Source organism: Kitasatospora sp. NPDC048407 (assembly GCF_043200475.1).
Taxonomy (GTDB): Bacteria; Actinomycetota; Actinomycetes; order Streptomycetales; family Streptomycetaceae; genus Kitasatospora.
Genome location: NZ_JBICXW010000001.1, coordinates 931,725 through 951,827, shown reverse-complemented (window position 1 = coordinate 951,827; position 20,103 = coordinate 931,725). Strand labels below are relative to the sequence as shown.

Annotated in this window: 7 protein-coding genes; 6 read left to right on the top strand and 1 reads right to left on the bottom strand. The window is 72.1% G+C overall.

From position 1 onward, the window contains the following. Nucleotides 1–287 (bottom strand): hypothetical protein (locus ACGFWJ_RS04365; RefSeq protein ID WP_392945084.1); only part of this gene is annotated, 287 nt, incomplete at its 3' end. A gap of 367 nt (nt 288–654) precedes the next feature. Between ACGFWJ_RS04365 and ACGFWJ_RS04360 the strand changes: the two genes are divergently transcribed. From ACGFWJ_RS04360 to ACGFWJ_RS04335, 6 genes are all read left to right on the top strand, one after another. After that, on the top strand, nt 655–1,080 hold the full coding sequence (locus ACGFWJ_RS04360; RefSeq protein ID WP_387635577.1) for a WXG100 family type VII secretion target: 426 nt from the start codon (nt 655–657) through the stop codon (nt 1,078–1,080). 3 nt (nt 1,081–1,083) lie between these two features. Beyond that, entirely contained in the window at nt 1,084–15,033 is a 13,950-nt protein-coding gene (locus tag ACGFWJ_RS04355; RefSeq protein ID WP_392945080.1) for a toxin glutamine deamidase domain-containing protein, read from the top strand. A gap of 180 nt (nt 15,034–15,213) precedes the next feature. After that, on the top strand, nt 15,214–15,504 hold the full coding sequence (locus ACGFWJ_RS04350; protein ID WP_392945077.1) for a hypothetical protein: 291 nt from the start codon (nt 15,214–15,216) through the stop codon (nt 15,502–15,504). Nucleotides 15,505–15,928: 424 nt separating this feature from the next. Next, entirely contained in the window at nt 15,929–16,552 is a 624-nt protein-coding gene (locus tag ACGFWJ_RS04345; protein ID WP_392945074.1) for a hypothetical protein, read from the top strand. Nucleotides 16,553–16,677: 125 nt separating this feature from the next. Beyond that, entirely contained in the window at nt 16,678–19,038 is a 2,361-nt protein-coding gene (locus ACGFWJ_RS04340) for a hypothetical protein (RefSeq protein ID WP_392945072.1), read from the top strand. 38 nt (nt 19,039–19,076) lie between these two features. After that, complete coding sequence (locus ACGFWJ_RS04335; RefSeq protein ID WP_392945070.1) at nt 19,077–20,102, top strand: hypothetical protein; 1,026 nt, start codon at nt 19,077–19,079, stop codon at nt 20,100–20,102. The last annotated feature ends 1 nt before the right edge of the window (nt 20,103 follow it).

Sequence of the window (20,103 nt, the reverse complement as noted above, 5' to 3'; positions counted from 1 at the left end):
GGGCGGTTGAAGTCGTCGGAGGGTGTGCCTTTGCATGAGGCGATGCCTTCGATGCCTGCCGAGATGGGGCGGTTGAAGTCGTCGGAGGGTGTGCCTTTGCATGAGGCGATGCCTTCGATGCCTGCCGAGATGGGGCGGTTGAAGTCGTCGGAGGGTGTGCCTTTGCATGAGGCGATGCCCGCGATGCCCGCCGAGACCGCGCGGTTGAAGTCGTCGGAGGGGGTGCCGTTGGGTGACACGGTCCCGGCGATGTCCGCCGAGGCAGGGCGGTTGAAGTCGAGTGGCACCCCGCTCCCGGAGGGGGTGCCGGCCACGCCCGGTGTGCCCCTTACACCGGCGGCGGAGGCGGGGCAGCTGAAGTCGCATGGGACTCCGCTCCAGCCTGGGGTGCCGGCCACTCCTGGTGAGCCCTTTTCGCCGGCGGCGGAGGCGGGGCAGCTGAAGTCGCATGGGACTCCGCTCCAGCCGGGGGTGCCGGCCACTCCTGGTGAGCCCCTTACGCCGGCGGCGGAGGCGGGGCAGCTGAAGGAGCGCGGGACCCCGATCCAGGAGGGGGTGCCGCGGCAGTCGACCGAGGCCGGGCAGCGGGCGGGAGCGGCCAACGGCAGCAACGCGGGCTCGGACACGGGCAAGGGGGCCGGGCAGGGGTTCCAGGTGAACCCCGATCAGTACAAGGCGGCGGTCTCGCCGGTGCTCTCCGCGTCGGAGCAGATCGCGTCGCTGGCCTCCCGGATGACGTCGTACCTGCCCTCGATGGAGGGCCAGAACCCGTGGGGCAACGACGAGTCGGGCAAGAAGTTCGCCGAGGGTGAGAACGGTGAGAACAGCTACCTGGAGTACAGCCACAACACCCTGAAGACGCTTCAGAGCCTGGTCAAGGAGGTCCGCGACATCGCGGACGGCCTGAAGAAGATGGGCGAGAGCTACGACACCGCCGAAGAGGGCGCGACCAGCTCCTTCACCGGCATGGACGGCGGACAGGCTCCGATGCCGCAGTCGCCCGGTACGGCGCCGACCGCGCCGTCCCACGTCCGCCCGATGTTCACCCCCGGTACGACCGGCTCGACTGGAAGGCACTGACCCATGGCTGTCGAACTCCCGGAGCCCCTCCAGTGGGTGCTCCTGCTGCTCGCCGGCTGCCGGTGGCCGGAAGCAGACGAAGACCAGCTGCGTGACATGGCGGACGAGTGCCGCAAGGCGTCCGAGACGCTGCGGGACGCCACCCAGGGTGTGGACGCGGCGATCAAGCGTGCGTTGGAGGGCCAGCAGGGCGCAGCCGCCGACGGGCTGAACAAGTTCTGGGCCACCTACACCGTCGGCAAGGGCACCGAGGACGACCCGGGCCGGCTGACCGCGACCATCAACGCGCTCAGCGGCATGGGTGACATGCTGGAGCAGATGGCCAACTCGGCCGAGACGGCGAAGATCCAGATTGTCGCCCAACTCGGCATTCTGGCATTCGAGTTGGCGACTGCTGAGGCGGAGGCTCCGGTCACCGCGGGTGCGTCGATGCTCCAGGTGCCCGGGTTCATCGCGGCGGCGCGGACGTTCGTCACCAAGACCCTGAAGACACTTGTGCTCGACCTGGCCAAGATGGCGGCCAAGCAGGCCGCCCAGATGGCCGCGATCAACCTGATGGCACAGGGCATCGAACTCGCCGAGGGCCACCGCAAGAGCATCGACTGGAAGGAAGTCGGCGACAACGCCAAGGGCGGCGCCATCGGCGGCGCCGCCGGTGGCCTGATCGGCAAGGGCCTGGGCGCCGCGGCCGGCAAGGTCGGCCTCGGCGGCGCCGCCAACTCGCTCGGCGGCAAGATGGCGATCGGCGCGGCCACCGGCGTCGGCGCGGACGCCGCCACCCAGTACCTCACCACCGGCAAGGTCGACACTTCCTCGCTGCTCGGCTCCGGCCTCTCCGGCGGCGCGGGCGTCGGCCTGCACCACGGTGCCGTCAAGATGAACACGCACGCCCCCGCGCCCAAGCCCGGCGACGCCCCGCACATCAACGGCCCCGTCGGCCCCGGCGAGGGCGGCCGCCAGGACGGCCCGCCGAAGTTCACCAAGCCGGATACCTCCTCGGGCGGCGACAGCTCCTACCACGGCCCGTCCGGCGACAGCGGAAGCTCCAACTCGGGCTCCAGCGGCTCGGGTTCCAGCGGCTCGGGTTCGGGCTCCAGTGGTTCGGGCTCCAGTGGTTCGGGTTCGGGTTCGGGTAGGTCGAGTGGCTCGGGTTCGGGTGGCTCGACGGCCGGCGGCCTGTCCCCGTTCGGCTCCGGCCGCACCAGCGGTGACGCCCCGCCGTCCCACTCCGAGACGGGTGGTGGCCGGAGCCACGAGCAGGCTCCGCCGCCGTCGCACGAGCAGTCGGGTGGTGGGCGGACCCACGAGCAGGCTCCGCCGCCCGCGCACGAGCAGTCGGGTGGTGGCCGGAGTCATGAGCAGGCTCCGCCGCCGGCGCATGAGCAGTCCGGTAGCGGCAGGAACAGCGCCGACGCTCCGCCGCCGTCGCACGAGCAGTCGGGTGGTGGCCGGAGCCACGAGCAGGCTCCGCCGCCGGCGCATGAGCAGTCCGGTAGCGGCAGGAACAGCGCCGACGCTCCGCCGCCGTCGCACGAGCAGTCGGGTGGTGGCCGGACCCACGAGCAGGCTTCGCCGCCCGCGCACGAGCAGTCCGGTGGTGGCAAGAACCACGAGCAGGCGGAGGCGGTGCGGCCTACGCACGAGCCGTTGACCGAGCGCATTCCGTCGCAGCCGGCGCATGAGCGGACGGAGGCCGTTCGGCCGACGCACGAGCCGTTGACCGAGCGCATTCCGTCGCAGCCGGCGCATGAGCGGACGGAGGCCGTTCGGCCGACGCACGAGCCGCTGTCGGGGCAGGAGCCGAGCCGTCCGGTGCACGAGCAGCCGGTGCGGAACGAGTCGGGCGGTTCCGGGCGCGACAACGTGCCCGTGGGGCGCGAGAGTTCGGCCGGCGACCAGGGGTCCGTGCGGCCGTCGGGCGACGACAGCGCGCCGCGTCCGCAGGGCGGGGGTGCGGTGCCGAACCTGTCCGGCGTCCTGAGTGGTGCGGCGGGCCTCGCGGGCGCCGCGTCCTCGTCCGGCCACGGCGGTGGCGGCGGTGGCAACACCGGCGGCACGCACCTCGACGGTGCCCGCGGTGCGACCCTGCCCCGTCCGGACGGGGCGACCGTTCCCGGCCAGGGCATGCCCGAGGGCCTCGGTGACACCCCGCCAAACTCCGGTACCCAGAGCCCGAACCAGGGCGCCGTCCCGCCGATGGGCGGCGCCGGGTTCACCCCCGGCCCGGTCGGCGGCGGCAGCCACATCGGTGGCGGCAGCGCCCGAACCGACGCACCGTCAACGTCCGGTGCGCCCAGGCCCGGTAGCCAGAGCGGCACCGTCCACAGCGGCGGCGGCAGCCAGCAGGGTGGCGGTTCGCTGCGCCCCGGTGGCGGTCGTGGTGCAGGCCCCGAGACGCACGCCGCGCCGGAGCAGCAGCACACGCCTGCCCCGAAGCCGACCGAGCACGCGACCGCCCCGAACGAGCACGGCGGCAGCAACCGGCCGCACGAGCAGCAGCAGTCGCACGAGGGCAGCACCCGGCCGCACGAGTCGCAGTCGCACGAGGGCGAGCCGCGTCCCAGGACCACGGACGGGCGGCGGATCGACGAGCCCGGCGGGCTGAAGCAGCCCTCCGAGCACGACCAGAAGCGGATCGAGGACGCCGTCCCGCGCGACGAGGACGGCAAGCCGACCACCCACCCGGACCCCCAGCAGGGCGACTGGGTCAAGCACCTCAACGGCGACGGCCCGTTCGCGCCCGGCCGCAACAACAACTGCGCCGACGCGGCACTGTCCTTCATGGACACCTACAACGGCCACCCCACGGCGGCCGCGCCGCGCGTCGAGAACAACGGCGCCGGCGAGAAGGGCGGCCGGGACCGGATCGAGCAGTCGCTCGGCGGCAGGTTCGAGCACCAGGGCGCGGGCGCGGGTGGCCACGACAAGCTCCAGAAGACCCTGCTGGAGAGCGGTCCGGGCTCGCAGGCGCTGATCATCAGCACCGACGGCGAGGGCCGTTCGCACGCCTGGAACGTGGTCAACCACGACGGCAAGATCGTCTACGTCGACCCGCAGATGGGCCGCACCAGCGACAAGCCGCTGTACCCGGGCGAGGGCGGTCTGTTCGCCGTCCCGCTCGGCCCGAACGGCAGCGCGCTCCACCCCACCAACCACGGTGCCAACCAGGGCGCGGGCCACGGCACGAACCAGGGCGGCGGGAACACCGGCAACCACCAGGCCGGCGCACGCCCCGAGACCACGCCGAAGACCGAAGCCCCGCCGAAGAAGGAGGCCCCGCCGAAGCCGGAGACGTCCCCGAGGCCCGAGGCCCAGCCGAAGCCGGAGACCACGCCGAAGCCCGAGACGGACCCCAGTGCCCGGCCCGAGTCCGACACCTCCCCGAGGCCCGAGGAACCGCGGCCGGACGAGGTGCGGCCGGACGAGGCGCCGGGCGGTCGGACGTACGAAGACCCGTCGCCGTTCTCGGACTTGGAGGACAAGCGGCACATCCCCACTCTCGAAGAGATCCAGGAGATCGCTCGGCGGCTGGGGATTCCGGACGACCAGCTCCCGGTCATGGTGTTCGTGCCGGACCACGCCACCGTCTCCACGCCGTTCTCCGAGTACGGGGAAGGGCGGGTCGGCAATCTGTCCGAGGCCGCCGGCAAGCACTCCATCGGAAAGATCGAAGGACTGAAGGACGGTGACGACACCGCGGCCCCCACGAAGGTCTCCGGCATGGGCGGCGGAGCATACAACAAGGGGGCGAACGGAGCACCCGACGTGCTGGTCGTCAACCAGCGGATGAACAAGAACGGGTTCACGCAGGAGCACACGATCCAGCACGAGCTCGGGCATCACAAGCAGGCGCTCGACCAGCTCAGCGTCGACAAGACGCAGAACAACCCCGCGCTCATCGAGTACCACAACATCCTCATCAACGAGGTGAAGTTCCACGAGGAGGGCAAGAAGCCGCGCCTGACCTACGCCGAAGCGGACGGGCAGGGCGGACTGTCGAGCGAGCAGCAGAAGGGCGTCAAGAGGCTGCTCGGCCTGCCGGAGGACGCCAATCTCGCGCCGGGCCACTACTGGGACACGGTCGCGGGAATGCCGAAGAACCCGAACGAGCAGGTGATGTTCGACCAGCTCGCGGAGGCGGCCGGGAAGGAGCCGTACTCCAGGTACCCCAAGGTCAAGCAGAACTTCGCGAAGGCGTACCTGGTCGAGCACCTGAAAGCGCATGACCGGGCGGCCGCTGCGGCTGCCGCCGGCGGTACGACCACCGGGCCCGCGCCGGAGGCCGCGCCGCCCGCTCAGCAGCATGCTCCGGTCGCGCCGCCGGAGGCCGCGCCGCCCGCTCAGCAGCATGCTCCGGCTGCGCCGCCGGTTCCGCCGCCGTTCGCCGGCCAGCATGCTCCGGCCGCGCCGCCGGTTCCGCCGCCGTTCGCCGGCCAGCACGCTCCGGCCGCGCCGCCCGTTCCGCCGCCGTTCGCTCAGCAGCATGCTGGTTCCGCGCCGCCCGTTCCGCCGCGGCCCGCACAGCAGCATGCCCCGGCTGCGCCGCCGGTCCCGCCGCCGTTCACTCAACGGCCGGGCGGCGCCGCGCCGGAGGTTCCGCCGAGCAGCCGTCCCACTGGCGGGGCGTCGAGCACGAACCCGTTCGGGGACGAGCACGCAGGTCCGTCGGGCAACCGTCCCACGCCCGAGATGCAGAACCCGTTCGGGGACGAGCACGCCGCTTCGTCGGGCCACAACAGCCCCGCCTCGGAGGTGTCGAACCCGTTCGGGGACGAGCACGCGGCTTCGTCGGGGCACAACAGCCCCGCCTCGGAGGTGTCGAACCCGTTCGGGGACGAGCACGCCAACACCTCGCACACCCGGGCCCCGGAGAGTCCGGGAGGCCTCGGCGACTCGACGCACCCCGGCTCGCGTCCCGATTCCACGCCGACCGGGCTGCGACCCGACGCCGAGCCGGCCGGACTGGGCGGCCGGAAGCCCTTGATGGACGGCCAGGGGCTCACTCCCGAGGGCCGGAAGCTTCTGCACCAGAACCCGACAGGGCCCTCCATCGTCTACCCGCCGAGCAACAGCAAGGGGGCGCACGCGGGGGCGGCTTTCGCGAACAAGTTCAAGTTCGAGCTTTCGCCGGAACTGAAGGAGGTCAGTAACCACCTGCCGGTGAAGGACGGCAAAACCCACCAGTCGGAGGGTTCGACGGCGAGCGGGAAGCCGAACGCCAAGATCAAGGACCACACCTTCAAGGCCTACGTCGACCCGGCGACCCTGACCCTGGTGGAAGGCGAGGCCGGTGGGAAGCTCCGGGAGCCGCTGCGCAATGCCCTTGGCCCGGACGCCGTCGCCTACTCGGGCAACAAGGTGTTCGAAGAGGCCGCGAAGCTGGACTACCGGTCCAGGCCGACCATGGAGCAGCAGCACGATCGCCGGCAGCTGCTGAAGGACCTCGCAGACCAGAACACGGAGAAGGGCACCTGGATCGACGGCGACCGGGTGGCGGGCCAGCTCGCCGGCCAGGGCTCCGCGATGGAGGGTGTGGACCGCCTGCTGAACGGCCACGGCAACGACGCCGGATTCCCCGGAGTGGTGCTCGGCGAGGGACACGGCCAGTCCGCGACCTGGCCGTTCCTCAAGGACAACATGAAGCAGCTGAAGGCCAGTGGGGTCGACACCCTCTACCTGGAGGCCCTTCGGGACGACGCCGTCCAGCACGACCTGGACAAGTACCTGGACCCGGACCACAAGGGGCCCATGCCCCCGACCCTTCAGAAGGCGGCCGCGAGGTACGACAGCGGCCACGGCGCCAAGCTGACCGAGGTGCTGGAAGCGGCGAAGGCCAACAACGTCAAGGTCCGTGCGGTGGACGGATACCCGGCCCGGACCATCAACGAGGACGGCGGGGTCCACGAGCGGGCCCGCCTGATGAACTCGTACGCGCACGACGTGATCAGCTCGGACGCCGCCAACGGCGGGGGCAAGTACGTGGCCGTGGTCGGCGCCAGCCATGCGCACTCCACGACCGGCTCCGGCGGCGCCGGACGCATCCCCGGCACGGCCGACCTGCTGGGCGTCCCGGCCGTCCACCTGACCAACGGCTCGGGGACGGCGCACGAGGCGCCGCCGAGGGCGAGCCGCGACACGCCTGCGAGCGACGTCCGGCTCAGCTACCTGCCCACTCCCGAGAACCACTCCCCGGCCGGTAACCCGGCCGCCGCCCACAGCGCCGCGCCGTCGGCCCCGGGCGGGCTCGGTCCGGTGCACCCCGAGGCGCAGACGCCGCACGGAAGTTCCGAACACCTGGAGGGTCAGGGGCCGCAGCACGACCAGTCCAACCAGCACAACCAGCACGAGGGCACCACCGACCACCAGCCCGCGAACGAGCACAACAACCCCGGGCAGCCGCACGAGCAGCCGAACCACGAGCAGACGTCGCACGAACAGCCGTCCCACGAGCGCTCGTTGGCGGAGAACGAGGGTGGCGGTCCGCGTCACCCGGCCACGGACGGGCGACCGTTCGATGTCGAGGGCGGACTCAAGCGGCCGTCCGAGCACGACCTGAAGCAGCTTCAGGACGCGGTTCCGCACAACGCGGACGGCACTCCGCAGCGGCACCCGGACCCGATGTCGGGCGACTGGGTGAAGAAGCTGAACGGTGACGGTCCGGGCGCCCCGGGTCGGGCCAACAACTGCGCGGACGCGGCGCTTTCGGTGGTCGACACCTATGACGGCCGTCCGACGGTGGCCGCGCCGCGGACCGAGAACAACGGGGTCGGTGAGAAGGGCAGCCGGGACCGGATCGAGCAGTCGCTCGGTGGGAAGTTCGAGTCGCTGGGGAAGGGGCAGGCCGGGCACGACAAGCTGGCGCAGACGCTGCTGGACAGCGGTCACGGTTCGCAGGCGGTGATCATCAGTCGGGACGGCGAGGGGCGTACCCACGCCTGGAACGCGATGAACCACAACGGTGAGATCGTGTACACGGACGGGCAGATGGGCCGTACCAGTCACACGCCGCTGTACGAGGGCGAGGGCGGCGTGTTCGCCCTCCCGCTCACCCCGGACCGCGCGCCGCTGCACCCGTCCGCGCCGCCCGCCGGCAACACCGGCCACCAGGCCGGGCCGAAGCCGGACGCCCAACGGCCGGACCCGGCCCCGGGCATGGCGGTCCGACCCGAGCCGCCGCTTCCGCCGATCGAGCAACGTCCCAGTGCCCAGGAGAAGGCCAAGCTCCACCAGGACCCGCCCGGTCCCGCGCTGATCTACCCGCCCTCCGCCGACCCGGCGGCGCTCGCGCAGCACAAGAAGGACAACAAGTTCAAGTTCACCCTGACCGGTGATCTGGCGCTGTCCGCCAACTCGCTGCCGCACAGCGATCTGGGCCGCCACCACTCGGGCTCCTTCACAGCGAGCGGGACGCCCGACGTCAAGGTCAGCCCGTACTCGCAGACCTTCAAGTCGCACCTCGACCCGCTGACGCTGAAGGCGCTGCACTCCGACGCGGCGTCGGCGCTGAACGACGGGCTGCGCGCCGAACTGGTGGCGACCGGCGAGACCGAGGCCTACGTGTACGCGGGCAACAAGCTGCTGGAGCACGGCGGCAAGCTCGACTACCGGACCGATCCGAACTTCCAGGCCCAGCGCGAACGTGTCAACGTGCTGGAACGGCTGGCCCGCCAGGACTCGGAGACCGCCTGGCACCCGGTCGACGGGGCACAGGTGCAGCAGCGGTTGGACGGGCAGGCGTCGGCCCTGGACGGCGTCCAGCGACTGTTCCACGGGGACGGCGCCAACCCGGCGCACCCCGGGATCGTGCTGGGCGAGGGGCACAGCAACTCGCCCAGCTGGAAGTTCCTCAAGGAGAACATGGCCGGTCTGAAGGAGGCCGGCGTCGACACCATCTACATCGAGTCGCTTCGCGACGACTCCCTTCAGCGCGACCTGGACACCTATCTGGAGCACGGCGGCACCATGCCGCCGAACCTGGAGCGGATGCTCCGGTCCTACGACAAGAACCTCAACTCCCCGGAGCACGCCGGTCTCTACGAAACAGTGGTGAAGGCGCAGGAAGAAGGCGTGCGGGTCCGGGCCGTGGACGGCTACCCGGCGCGCAAGCCGGACGGATTCGGCGACGCCCCGCTGGAGCAGCGGGCCCGGATGCTGAACTCGTACATGCACGACGCGATCACCTCCGACCGGGTCGGGCAGCCGGGGAAGTACATCCTGGTCACCGGCGAGGCCCATGTGCACGAGCACCCCACCACCGCCGGTGGCGGCTCACGGATTCCCGGCACGGCCGAGATGCTGGGAGCGCCGTCGGTGCGCCTGACCACTCCGGACGGGACGAACGCGGTCGGTGGTACGGCGGTGCACGACCTCCGACTGGGACACCTGCCGGGGCCGCATGACGTCGCCCCCGCAGCACCGGCCGGCCTCGGCGCGCCCTCGCACGAGCAGCCGAATCACCAGCAGCCGAACCACGAGCAGCCGAACCACGACCAGTCGTCGCGCGAGCTGCCGAACCACGAGCAGCCGAACCACGAACAGCCGTCCCACGAGCGCTCGTTGGGCGACCACGAGGGCGACGGGCCGCGTCACCCGGCCACGGACGGGCGGCCGTTCGACGTCGAGGGTGGACTGAAGCGGCCGTCCGAGCACGAGTCGAAGCAGCTCCAGGACGCGGTTCCGCACCACGCGGACGGTTCGCCGCAGCGGCACCCGGATCCGAGTTCGGGCGACTGGCTGAAGAAGTTGAACGGCGACGGCCCGGGTGCCCCGGGTCGGGCCAACAACTGTGCGGACGCGGCGCTTTCGCTGGTCGACACGTACGACGGTCACCCGACCGTCGCCGCGTCGCGGACCGAGCACAACTCGGTGGGCGAGAAGGGCGGCCGGGACCGGATCGAGCAGTCGCTCGGCGGGAAGTTCGAGCACCTGGGCAGCGGGCCGGCCGGGCACGACAAACTGGCGCAGACGCTGCTGGACAGCGGTCACGGTTCGCAGGCGGTGATCATCAGCCGTGACAGCGAGGGGCGCACCCACGCCTGGAACGCGATGAACCACAACGGCAAGATCGTGTACGCGGACCCGCAGTTGGGCCGCACCAGCGACACGCCGCTGTACGCGGGCGAGGGCGGCCTGTTCGCCGTCCCGCTCACCCCGGACCGCGCACCCCTGCACCCGTCCGGCCCGCCCGTCGGTTCGACCGACCACAAGGCAGGCCCGCGTCCGGCGCACCAGCCGGGTGGCGAGGAGCTGCGCCCGGGTGCGTCGCCGGGTGCCACCGAGCATGCCGGGTCCTCGCAACACACTGACGGGGCGCACCAGGCGGAGCAGCAGCAGGAGTTGCACGGCGACGGCGAGCACCCGCCGGTGACGCCCGAGCCGCTGCCTCCGGTGGGTACGCCGGAGCACGGGATCATGCACGACCCGGCCGAGTTCCTGAAGACCAAGCAGGTCTCGGTGGACTTCGCCGCCGGCGTCAAGGAGCGGATGCCGCGTGTGAGGTCGGAGGAGGCCGCCGAGTTCCTGGAGGCCATCAAGGGCCGTGACCAGCACTGGTTCGTGCTGGAGCCGAACGGCCAAACCAAGAACGGCGAGCCGTCGGGCTACCACCTGGTGCCGGCGTGGGAGAAGTACGCCGCGCACTACGAGGGCTTCCCTCGTCCCGACTCCGGCCTGCCGCCGGTCAAGGCGGACCACGAGTACGTGAAGGGCGCATACATCCCGTACAAGTCCGAGGAGCGTCCCGACCCGAGCCGGCCGGACACCATCGGCCACACCGAGGTGCCGCTGAACCCGCACCCGGACCTGCCGCGCGAGGGGCTGGTGTTCACCGACGCGATGAACGGCTGCGCCCTGGTGACCACCGTCGAGCCGGGCAAGGGCACCTTCACGGCCTGGCACTTCCAGTCGTACTCGTCCGCGGGACACCTGGAGGGCGGCTACAAGTTCCGGGAGCAGCACACCGTCACGTCGTGGATGGGCGTCGGCGACTACTCCCACCCGCTGCCGCTGGACTTCAAGCCGGCTGCGACCAACATGCTGAAGCACGGCCCGAACGGCTGGGAGATGATCAGCCAGGAGTCGCACACGTACGGCGGCAACTCGGAGGCGATGAAGAAGTTCCCGCCGACCCTGCACCCGCCGCAGCGGATCCCGTTCGACGTGGCGACGCAGGACCCCAGGACCGTCGTCAAGATGACGCTGGACCCGTACCACGTCATCGCGCAGGAACGGCTCGACCGCTTCCAGAAGGCGGCGCACGACCTGACCACGGGGCTGGATCCGAAGAACCGCGCGCTCAAGGAGCTGCAGCCGCTGCTGTCCGACATGAACGACATGCTCGGCGCGCAGAACGACCTGGTGAAGGCGTACCAGCGGCCGGACGCGACCCTGGAGGACCTGCAGCAGCTGTCGAACGGCATGAACCGGATCAAGCGTTCGCGCCAGATGTTCCTGGACGAGCACCGGGCCGAGATCGAGCGTCTCGCGGTGGACGCGACGCCGCTGCACCCGAACCGGTCGGCCAACACCGTGCTCTCCGAGTTCGGTTACTCGATCGAGCCCGGAAAGCCGGACTGGGTCGACCACATGGCCTCGGACGTCGCCGCGCAGATCAAGAAGCGCGACGACGCCGCCCAGCAGCCCCCGGCCGACCCGGCGGGCGTCTCGTCGCCGCGGTCCGAGCACGAGCCGCTGCCGCACGACTCGTTGGCGAAGATGCCGGCCTTCACCGGCAAGGACGACGCCACCGCCAACCAGGTGGCCGGCGACCAGCTGGTCGGGCTCCGGACGCACACCGAGCAGATCTACGAGCAGATCCGGACCAACCTGGGCCGGCTGGACCTCGGGTCGGAGGGCCTGACCGGGGGCGTGCCCAACTCCGAGGTGCAGTACAACCTCTGGTCCGGCAACAAGAAGATGGTGGAGCAGTACGGCAGTGCCGAACTGACCGGTGAGGGCCAGGCCGAGAACTCGCACGGCTTCATGATGAGCCGCACCGAGGAACACCAGCGGGCGATCCGGGAGCTCAACGAGTTCTACCCCGAGGGCTGGCCGCCGCCGGACCCCGGGTACCAGAAGGAGTTCATCGGCTGGCTGAAGGAGAACGAGAAGCAGGGCGTCGCCTACGACCCGGAGGCGATCCAGCAGAAGTTCTCCGAGCTGCGCGCGGCGGCCAAGGACCGCGCGGGAGAGCTCCTGACGGACGAGGGCGTGGTGCAGGTCGGCGAGCACGGTGCCAGGTTCCAGAACGCCTGGGACCGGGCCTCCGACGATGTGGCGATGCACGCGGCACTGGCGATGGCCGGCTTCCGCAGCTTCGGGCTGGACGAGCCGCACCACGGCAACCCCGAGCTGTCCGCCCACCCGGATCCGAAGTCCACCGTCCAGGTGCGGCAGGAGATCCCGATGGCGGAGCGGATCGCCAACGAGGTCGCCGCCGACCTGCACGACAACGTCAAGGCCCGGCGCCAGGTCGCCGACCTGGCCCAGGACCCGGAGCTCAAGGCCGAGTTGCACCGGCTGGCGGACCGGGCGGAGCAGGGCGCCAAGCACTTCACGGAGGGCGCCGAGCAGCTCAAGTGGGAGGAGACCGCCACCCGCGAGGAGCGGGCGGAGCTCGCCGAGCGGCGCAAGCACAGCGCCGAGACGATGCTCCGGGGCCGCGACGAATTCCTCGGCGCCGCACGGGACTTCGACCAGGCGCTCGGCAAGCTGGGCGTCCCGGCGGCGCACTCGGACTACGTCTCCGACGTCCGCCCGCCGGCGGACCCGGCGGGCCTCGGTGAACACCAGCCGCGCGAGCGGTCGGTGGGGGAGCACGAGGGCGGTTCGCAGCCCCGTCCGGACGCTTCGCCCGGCGCCGCCCCGGACGGCGGATCGTCGCAGCACACCGACGGTGAGCACCAGGGCGGCAACGACGCGCAAGGCAACGACGCGCACGGCAACGACGCGCACGGCAACGACGCGCACGGCAACGACGCGCACGACGGTGCCGAGCACGCGGGTGCCGAGCACCCGCCCGTCATGCCCGAGCCGCTGCCGCCGGTGGGTACGCCGGAGCACGGGATCATGCACGACCCGCGCACCTTCCTGGAGGAGAACCTGGTCGCGGTGGACTTCGCCGCCGGCGCCCGGCAGCGGATGCCCGGACTGAAGCCCTCTGAGGAGAACACCCTGCTCAAGGCGATGCGGGGCCGCGACCAGCACTGGTTCGAGATGGTGCCGAACCCGTCCGCGGCCGCCGGCGGGAAGGCCGGCTACTACCTGGTGCCCGCGTGGGAGAAGTACGCCGAGCACTATGCCGACTTCCCCCGGCCCAGTGGCGGGCTGCCGCCGGTGAAGGAGGACAGCCACTACGTCAGGGGCGCGTACGTGCCCTACGAGGCGGACAAGCGGGCCAGCCTCGCCGACCTGAGCACCATCGGCCACACCGAGGTGCCGCTGCACCCGAACCCGGCCCGCCCCCGGGAGGGTCTGGTGTTCACCGACGCGATGAACGGCTGCGCCTTCGTGGCCACCGTCGAACCGGGCAGGGACACCTTCACGGCCTGGCACTACCAGTCGTACTCGGCCTCGGACGCCCTGCGGACGGCCGCCGAATTCCGGGCCGCGCAGACGGTCACCACCTGGATGGGCGGCGGCGACTACGCGGCGGTCCTGCCCCCCGGGCACACCCCGGCGGCGACCAACATGCTGCGTTACGGCCCCGACGGGTGGGAGATGGTCAGCCAGGAGGTGCAGAAGGACGCGCGGAACCCGCTGAACCCGCCGCGGATCTCCCGGCAGTCCACCGTCCCGTTCGAGGTCGGGACGCAGACCCCGGAGGCCGTCGTCAAGATGACGGTCGACCCGTACCTGATCAACGCGAAGGAACAGCTCGGCCACTTCGACGACGCGGCCTACGGCCTGACCAAGGACCTGAGCCTCACGAACCCCCATGTCAGGTCGTTGAACCAGCGCATGGGCCAGATGCGGGAGATGCTCCTGGAGCAGAAGAACCTGGTGGAGGCACTTCAGCGGCCCGACGCGACCCTGGAGGACATCCAGTCCGCCGCGGCCGAGCTGCGCGCGAAGAGCGAGGAGAAGCGGAGGTTCCTCGCCCTCCACGAGAACCACATCCAGTCGCTGGCCAACCAGGTGCTGACGGACTATCCGAACCGGACCACCACGACGCTGTTCTCGGAGTTCGGCAAGTCGGACTGGATCGGCGTGATGACCGACGATGCCGGCGCCCAGATCCAGAAGCGGGATGCCGCCGCCGCCCAGCAGCTCGCGGAAGCCGGGCCGGTCGGGGACCCGGCGGGCGCGCCGCAGGAGCGGGCTTTCGAGTCCGTCCCGGACGACGACCCGCGGGCGCTCAAGCTGGCCGGTTACGTCGGCGGGCCGGGCAACGTGCACCCGCCGATGAGCAACACGCTGCTGGGCCACGTCAATCCGCGGCAGGCGCCGGAGCAGGACGGGACCGGCTTCCGGCCGGGCCCCGAGCTGAACGCGTCGGTGGAGAACGTGGAGGCGTACCGGGACACCCACTTCGGGCGTCCCCGGGTGTCCGGGGACGCCCTGCACGGTGACGCGGCGCCGGCCTCCGGCAGCACGCCGTGGACGCGGCCCGAGGCGCCGGCCGCGTTCGGCAAGGGCGACGACGCGGTGAAGGCACTGATGGAGAAGGTGCAGGCCGGTGGCAAGGGCAGCTTCGCCACCGTGCTGGGCGCCGGCGAGGAGGGGCGCGCCCATGCCGTCGCGCTGGTCCACGACCGTGACGGCCGCCTGCGCTGGGCCGACCTGACGGCACGCCGGGTGTCCGAGGCCACCGGCGGTATGCCGAGCTGCTTCGGCCTGGGCTGGAACCTCTGGGCCTCGGTCTCCGACCCGGAGGAGAACACCATCTCGGGCCCGCAGGACCCGCAGTTCACCGAGACCTTCGGCTCCTTCACCGCCCCCGGGCGCGAGCACTGAGCCGCCGGAACGACCGGGATCATGGACCGGACAGCCCCGACGGGGCCGTCCGGTCCGGACGCCGCCAGCGCGAGCGTCGCGGCTCCGGCCGCACCGCTCGCAGCTGGACGCCACCAGCGCGAGCGTCGCGGCTCCGGCCGCACCGCTCGCGGCACACATCGCACCACAGGAGGAACCCGCATGATCACCCAGGACGAGGCCATCGCGAAGGCGCAGGCATGGCTGAACGAAGGCGCCCCGGAGGGGACCGCGCGTGAGGTCAAGTTCCGGGAGTTCGACCTCGGTTGGGTGGTGTGGGCCGCGCCCGCGCCGCTGGAGGTCGACCCGGTGACCGGCCAGGTCCGCCCGCCGGCCAACCTCGGCGACGCCACCGGCGTGGTGGACCGCGGGACGGGAGAGCTCAGCACCTGGCCGTCGATCCCGATCGACGCGGTGATCGCCGCCTACCAGGAGCGTCAAGCCGGACGGTGACCCCGGCGGCTCCACCGCGACGGCCGGGTCTCTGCGCGAAGAGGCCCGGCCGCCACCACAGTTCACCGAGAACCGCGCAATCCACACCGGACATTCACGACCTCCCCCGAACGGAGCGCCCCCGCTGTCACACGGCCGGTGATTCACGCCGGGAATTTACCAACTGCATACCTTCGGGCCACGTGCCCGGTTCCGCTGTTCTGCGAAGCTCGTACCGAGGTGACGTCTCGTCACTTCGGTTGTTGTGCTTGGCAGGTAGGCCCTCGGACACCTAGTAAAGTTACCTGACAAATGAGCGGGTGTGGCAGCCTCGGGTGCCTTCGGCCTGCCCTGGATCCGGCGCGGGCGCTGCGGCGCGCCCCGTTTCGGTGGGCGGCCCGGCGGGGGCCCGGCTGCCCGGGGGCGGTGACCGGGAGGGTGAACAGTGGCGGACGAGACGGTATGGATCGACCTCGACGAGGTCGATGCGGCAGCCAAGAAGATCATGAGCCTGCTGCAGGAACTGGAAGGCCCGGCCAACCAGTTGGAGGCCGTGATCAAGCAGGTCGAGGAATCGGTGTACGGCACCGATCTGCTCGGGAAGGCCCTCAAGGGCTCCGGCTCCTCGGTCGGCGGCCTGAGCAAGCACCAGCAGCAAACCCTCACCGGGATCCGGGCGTTGCTGAAGAACGCCAACGCGATGGGCCAGAACCTCCAGACCATGGCGGCCCGGCACCGGACCAACGACGAAGAGCACAGCGGCAAGATCGGCCGGATCAGCACCAGCGGGGACATGCCGGCCTCCCCGCACCTGGCGGGCGCCCAGCCTGCCACGGACCGGGTGGGTACGGACCGCGTCATCCGCGCGCCGCACGAGACACTCGCGCCGGAGACGGACAGCACGCCGACCCCGCCGCCGCCGGCCGCCATCAAGCCGATCGGCAACACCGACGCGGGCGACGACTACCACCGGGCCGACGCGCCCACGCTCGACTACAACCACCACAAGGCAAGGACCACGGACGAGCAGGTCCGTGGCAGCGGCCCCGGCACCCGGCAGGTCATCTGACGTACCCGCCGGGCGACTTGTCGCCCGGCGGCAGCTCAGCTGCGCCCGCCCCGTCCCACTGTCGCCGGGGGTGGCAGCAACACCCCCGAGCCGACTCCGAACGTCCGACCGGAGAGTCTCCCGCCATGATCCAGCTGCCCGCAGACCTCGCCGAGGTACTGAAGACCGTTCAGAAGAACGAGAACGGGAAGGACATCGCCTTCCCCGACGCCAACGAGGAACTCCTCGCCGACCTCGCCGCCGCCTGGGACAAGTGGAACCAGGTCGCCGACACCCACGTGCGCGCGATCGCCGAGACCGCCCAGCGGGCGATGGAGAGCATGTCCGGCCCCGCCGCCGACACCTTCCAGCAGTACCTGCAGAAGTTCGCCGGCGGCGAGGACTCGCACGTCGCGACCACCCTGCAGTCCGGGCGCGCGGTCGCCAAGTCGCTGCACGGCGCGTCGGGCGCGGTGATCGACACCAAGAACGAGATGGTCCGTGAACTCCAGTACGCCAAGACGTACATGGAGCAGAACCCGGCCGGCAAGCACGACGACATCGCCAACTCCGAAGGCATCAAGCAGGCCGCGGCCGTCTACCACCAGTACGTCGGAGCGGTCGGCAGCGATGTCGACGGCATGCTGCGGAAGAACGCCGGCCACATCGCCGACATGACCGGCATGGCCCAGACCTGCAACCTCAACGGCGCCGGTGGCGCGGGTGGCGCCGGAGGTCCGGGCGGCGTGGGCGGCGTGGGTGCCGACATGACCGGGGGCAGCCCCTCCGTCGTGCCCGCCGGGCTGCGCACCAGCGCCGACGGCAACGTCCCCGGCAGCCCGCTCGGCGTGGGCGCCCAGGCCACGCCCCACCCGTTCTCGCTGCCCGACGCCCCCGGTGCGCCGGGCTCGCACGTCGGCGGGGTCGGGTCCACGGGTGGCATCGGCGGGGTCGGGTCGACGGGTGGCATCGGCGGGATCGGATCGACGGGCGGCGTCGGCGGGGTCGGCTCGACGGGCGGCGTCGGCGGAGTCGGATCGACGGGCGGTGCGAGTGGCGGTCCGGCGCTGACGCCGTTCAAGCTGCCCACCCCGAACATGCCCAACTTCGGCCAGGACGGCGGGGCCGGCGGCGGGACGCCCGCGTTCCACCCGCTCAGCAGCTCCGGTGCGGGCCCGCTGAACCTGGCGGGCCTCGGCGACCTCGGCAACGTCGGCAACGTCGGCACCAACTCGTCCGGCGCAAGCCACTACTCGCCGCTCGGCAGCGGCAACTACAGCCCCGGCACCGGCGTCGGCCCGAGCGGCGGTGTTCCCGGGGGGAGCCCGTTCGGCAACATCGGCGGCATGCCCAACACCGGTGGCTACAAGGGTAGTTCGGGCAGCTCCCCGTCCCGCCGCCTGACCCCGTTCAGCGGTGGCGGCGGAAGCCCGTTCGGCGCGGGCGGCTCGACCGCGCGCGGCGGCTTCGGCGGTTCGAGCGCGCGTGGCGGCGGCGCGGGCGGCGGTGTCGGTTCGGCGATGCGTGGCGGCGGCGCGGGTGCCGGTGTCGGCGGCAGCTCGCTGGCGTCCCGGGCCGGTGGCGGTGCCGGGCTCGGCGCGTCCGGCAAGGGCCTGTCCGGCGCGTCCTCGGCGGCCGGCCGGATCGGCTCCAGCGGGCTCGCCAGTGGCGGCGCGGCCGGGCGCGGCGGCGGCGCCGCCGGTGGTGCGGGCATGGGTGCGGGCGGCCACATGCCCGGCACGGGTGGTGCGGGCCGCGGCGGTGGCGGCAAGGACAACAAGGGCGCCAACCGCTTCCTCAGCGCCACCCGGTTCGGCGCCGAGGGCGAGGAGGAGGACGAACTGCTGCACGACAGCGGCATCCTCGGCCAGGCCGGGGACGTCGGTCCGCGCGACCGCAACTGGTCGCGCGCACGCCGCCGTTGGCTGGACGACGCGCGCGCCGAAGGCCACTTCGCCGCACCCGAGACCGCTGCGGCCCCGCCTGCTCCGGCCGGCCCCGCCAGCGAGCAGGAGGCGCTCAGTCAGCTGGCGGGCATCCTGCTCGGCACGGGCAGCGGCGCGGAGGCGGGTGCGGATGCGGCCGCCAGTGCCGGTGCCGGTGCCGGGGATGCGGCGGCAGACGCGACCGGCGGTGGCGGCGGGTCGGCGAGCGGTCTGGCGGGTCGTCGCGAGGCTGCGGCGGCCCCGGCGGAGACGTCGGCCGACAGCTCGGACGACGCCTACCTGGACCGTGCGCGCAGCGTCGCCGCCAGGCGTGGGCACGGGGACGCGGCGGCTGCCGGGGCGGCCGGATCGGCCAGTTCGGCCAGTTCGGCCAGTTCGGCCGGGGCGTCCGCGACTTCGGGGTCGGCCGGTTCGTCGGGTTCGGGCGCTGCGGCGGGCGAGGGTGGGACGCCGCAGCGCGCCCCGCTGCGCGAGGAGGGCGGCTTCCAGGTACCCAGCCCGTTCCTGCGCGCCGCCCTGTCCCGCCTGGCCACCGCGCCCGGCGCTCCCGCCGCGGGCTGACCGCGCCCGCCGTCGATCCGACCAGACGAAGGAGCACCGTGAGCAACGACGAGCAGGCCTGGTACGCCGCCACCGAACCCGCGGAGACGGCCCGGCTGCGGGTGGGCACCGTCCTCCCCGCGAGCGTCCCGGTGGAGCCGCGCCAGCAGGCCGCCCCCGCCGAGGAGCAGGGCTGGATCAGCCCCGAGCCGTACCAGCAGGCCGAGGCGACGCCGCTCCGGCCCTTCGAGCAGGCGGAATCGGCGCGGATCGCGCCCGAGGCGTTCCAGCGGGACGTGGCGGCCTCGCCGTTGCGGCCGTTCGAGCGGGAGGTGGCGGCCTCGCCGTTGCGGCCGTTCGAGCGGGAGGTGGCGGCCACGCCTGTCCAGCCGTTCGAGCGGGAGGTGGCGGCCTCGCCGTTGCGGCCGTTCGAGCGGGACGTGGCGGCCACGACGGTGGAGCCCTTCGAGGGGGCGGAGACCCCGCGGATCACGGCCCGTGGGCTCGGCCGGTCCGAACCGGCGGTCGCCGCGAAGCCGATGGAACGGGGGACGCCCGCGGAGCACGCCACCGCTCCGTCGGCGGCCCGCGGGAAGTCGGACACCGCCGCGGCCAACCGGATCAGCAGTCGGCCCGCATCCGTCAACCGGGACGCGTCCGGGAGCGCCGGTCAGGGCTTCCAGGTCGACCCCGCGCAGTACCAGGCCGCGGTGTCGCCGATGCTCGCCGTCGCCGAACAGGTCGGCTCGTTGTACGCCTCGCTGAGTTCGTACCTGCCGTCGCTGGAATCCCAAAACCCTTGGGGCAACGACGAGTCGGGCAAGCAGTTCGCCGAGGGCGAGAAGGGCTACCTGAAGTACAGCAAGGACACCCTGGACGTCATCAAGGGTCTCCCGGCCGCCCTCAAGGGCATCGCCGACGGCCTGAAGGCGATGGCCGACGGCTACCAGAGCGCCGACGACGGCGTCATCACCGAGCTGAACGGCGTGGACCCCGGCAGCGCGCCGATGCCCGCCTCGCCGCAGCAGGCGGCCACGGCACCCATGCGGATCACCCCGCGGATCTACCAGAGCGGAAGGCACTGAC

What these genes read in the sequence shown, in the direction of transcription:
- ACGFWJ_RS04340 (WP_392945072.1), top strand. Translation starts at nt 16,678, where the DNA reads ATGATCCAGCTGCCCGCAGACCTCGCCGAGGTACTGAAGACCGTTCAG.
- ACGFWJ_RS04355 (WP_392945080.1), top strand. Translation starts at nt 1,084, where the DNA reads ATGGCTGTCGAACTCCCGGAGCCCCTCCAGTGGGTGCTCCTGCTGCTC.
- ACGFWJ_RS04350 (WP_392945077.1), top strand. Translation starts at nt 15,214, where the DNA reads ATGATCACCCAGGACGAGGCCATCGCGAAGGCGCAGGCATGGCTGAAC.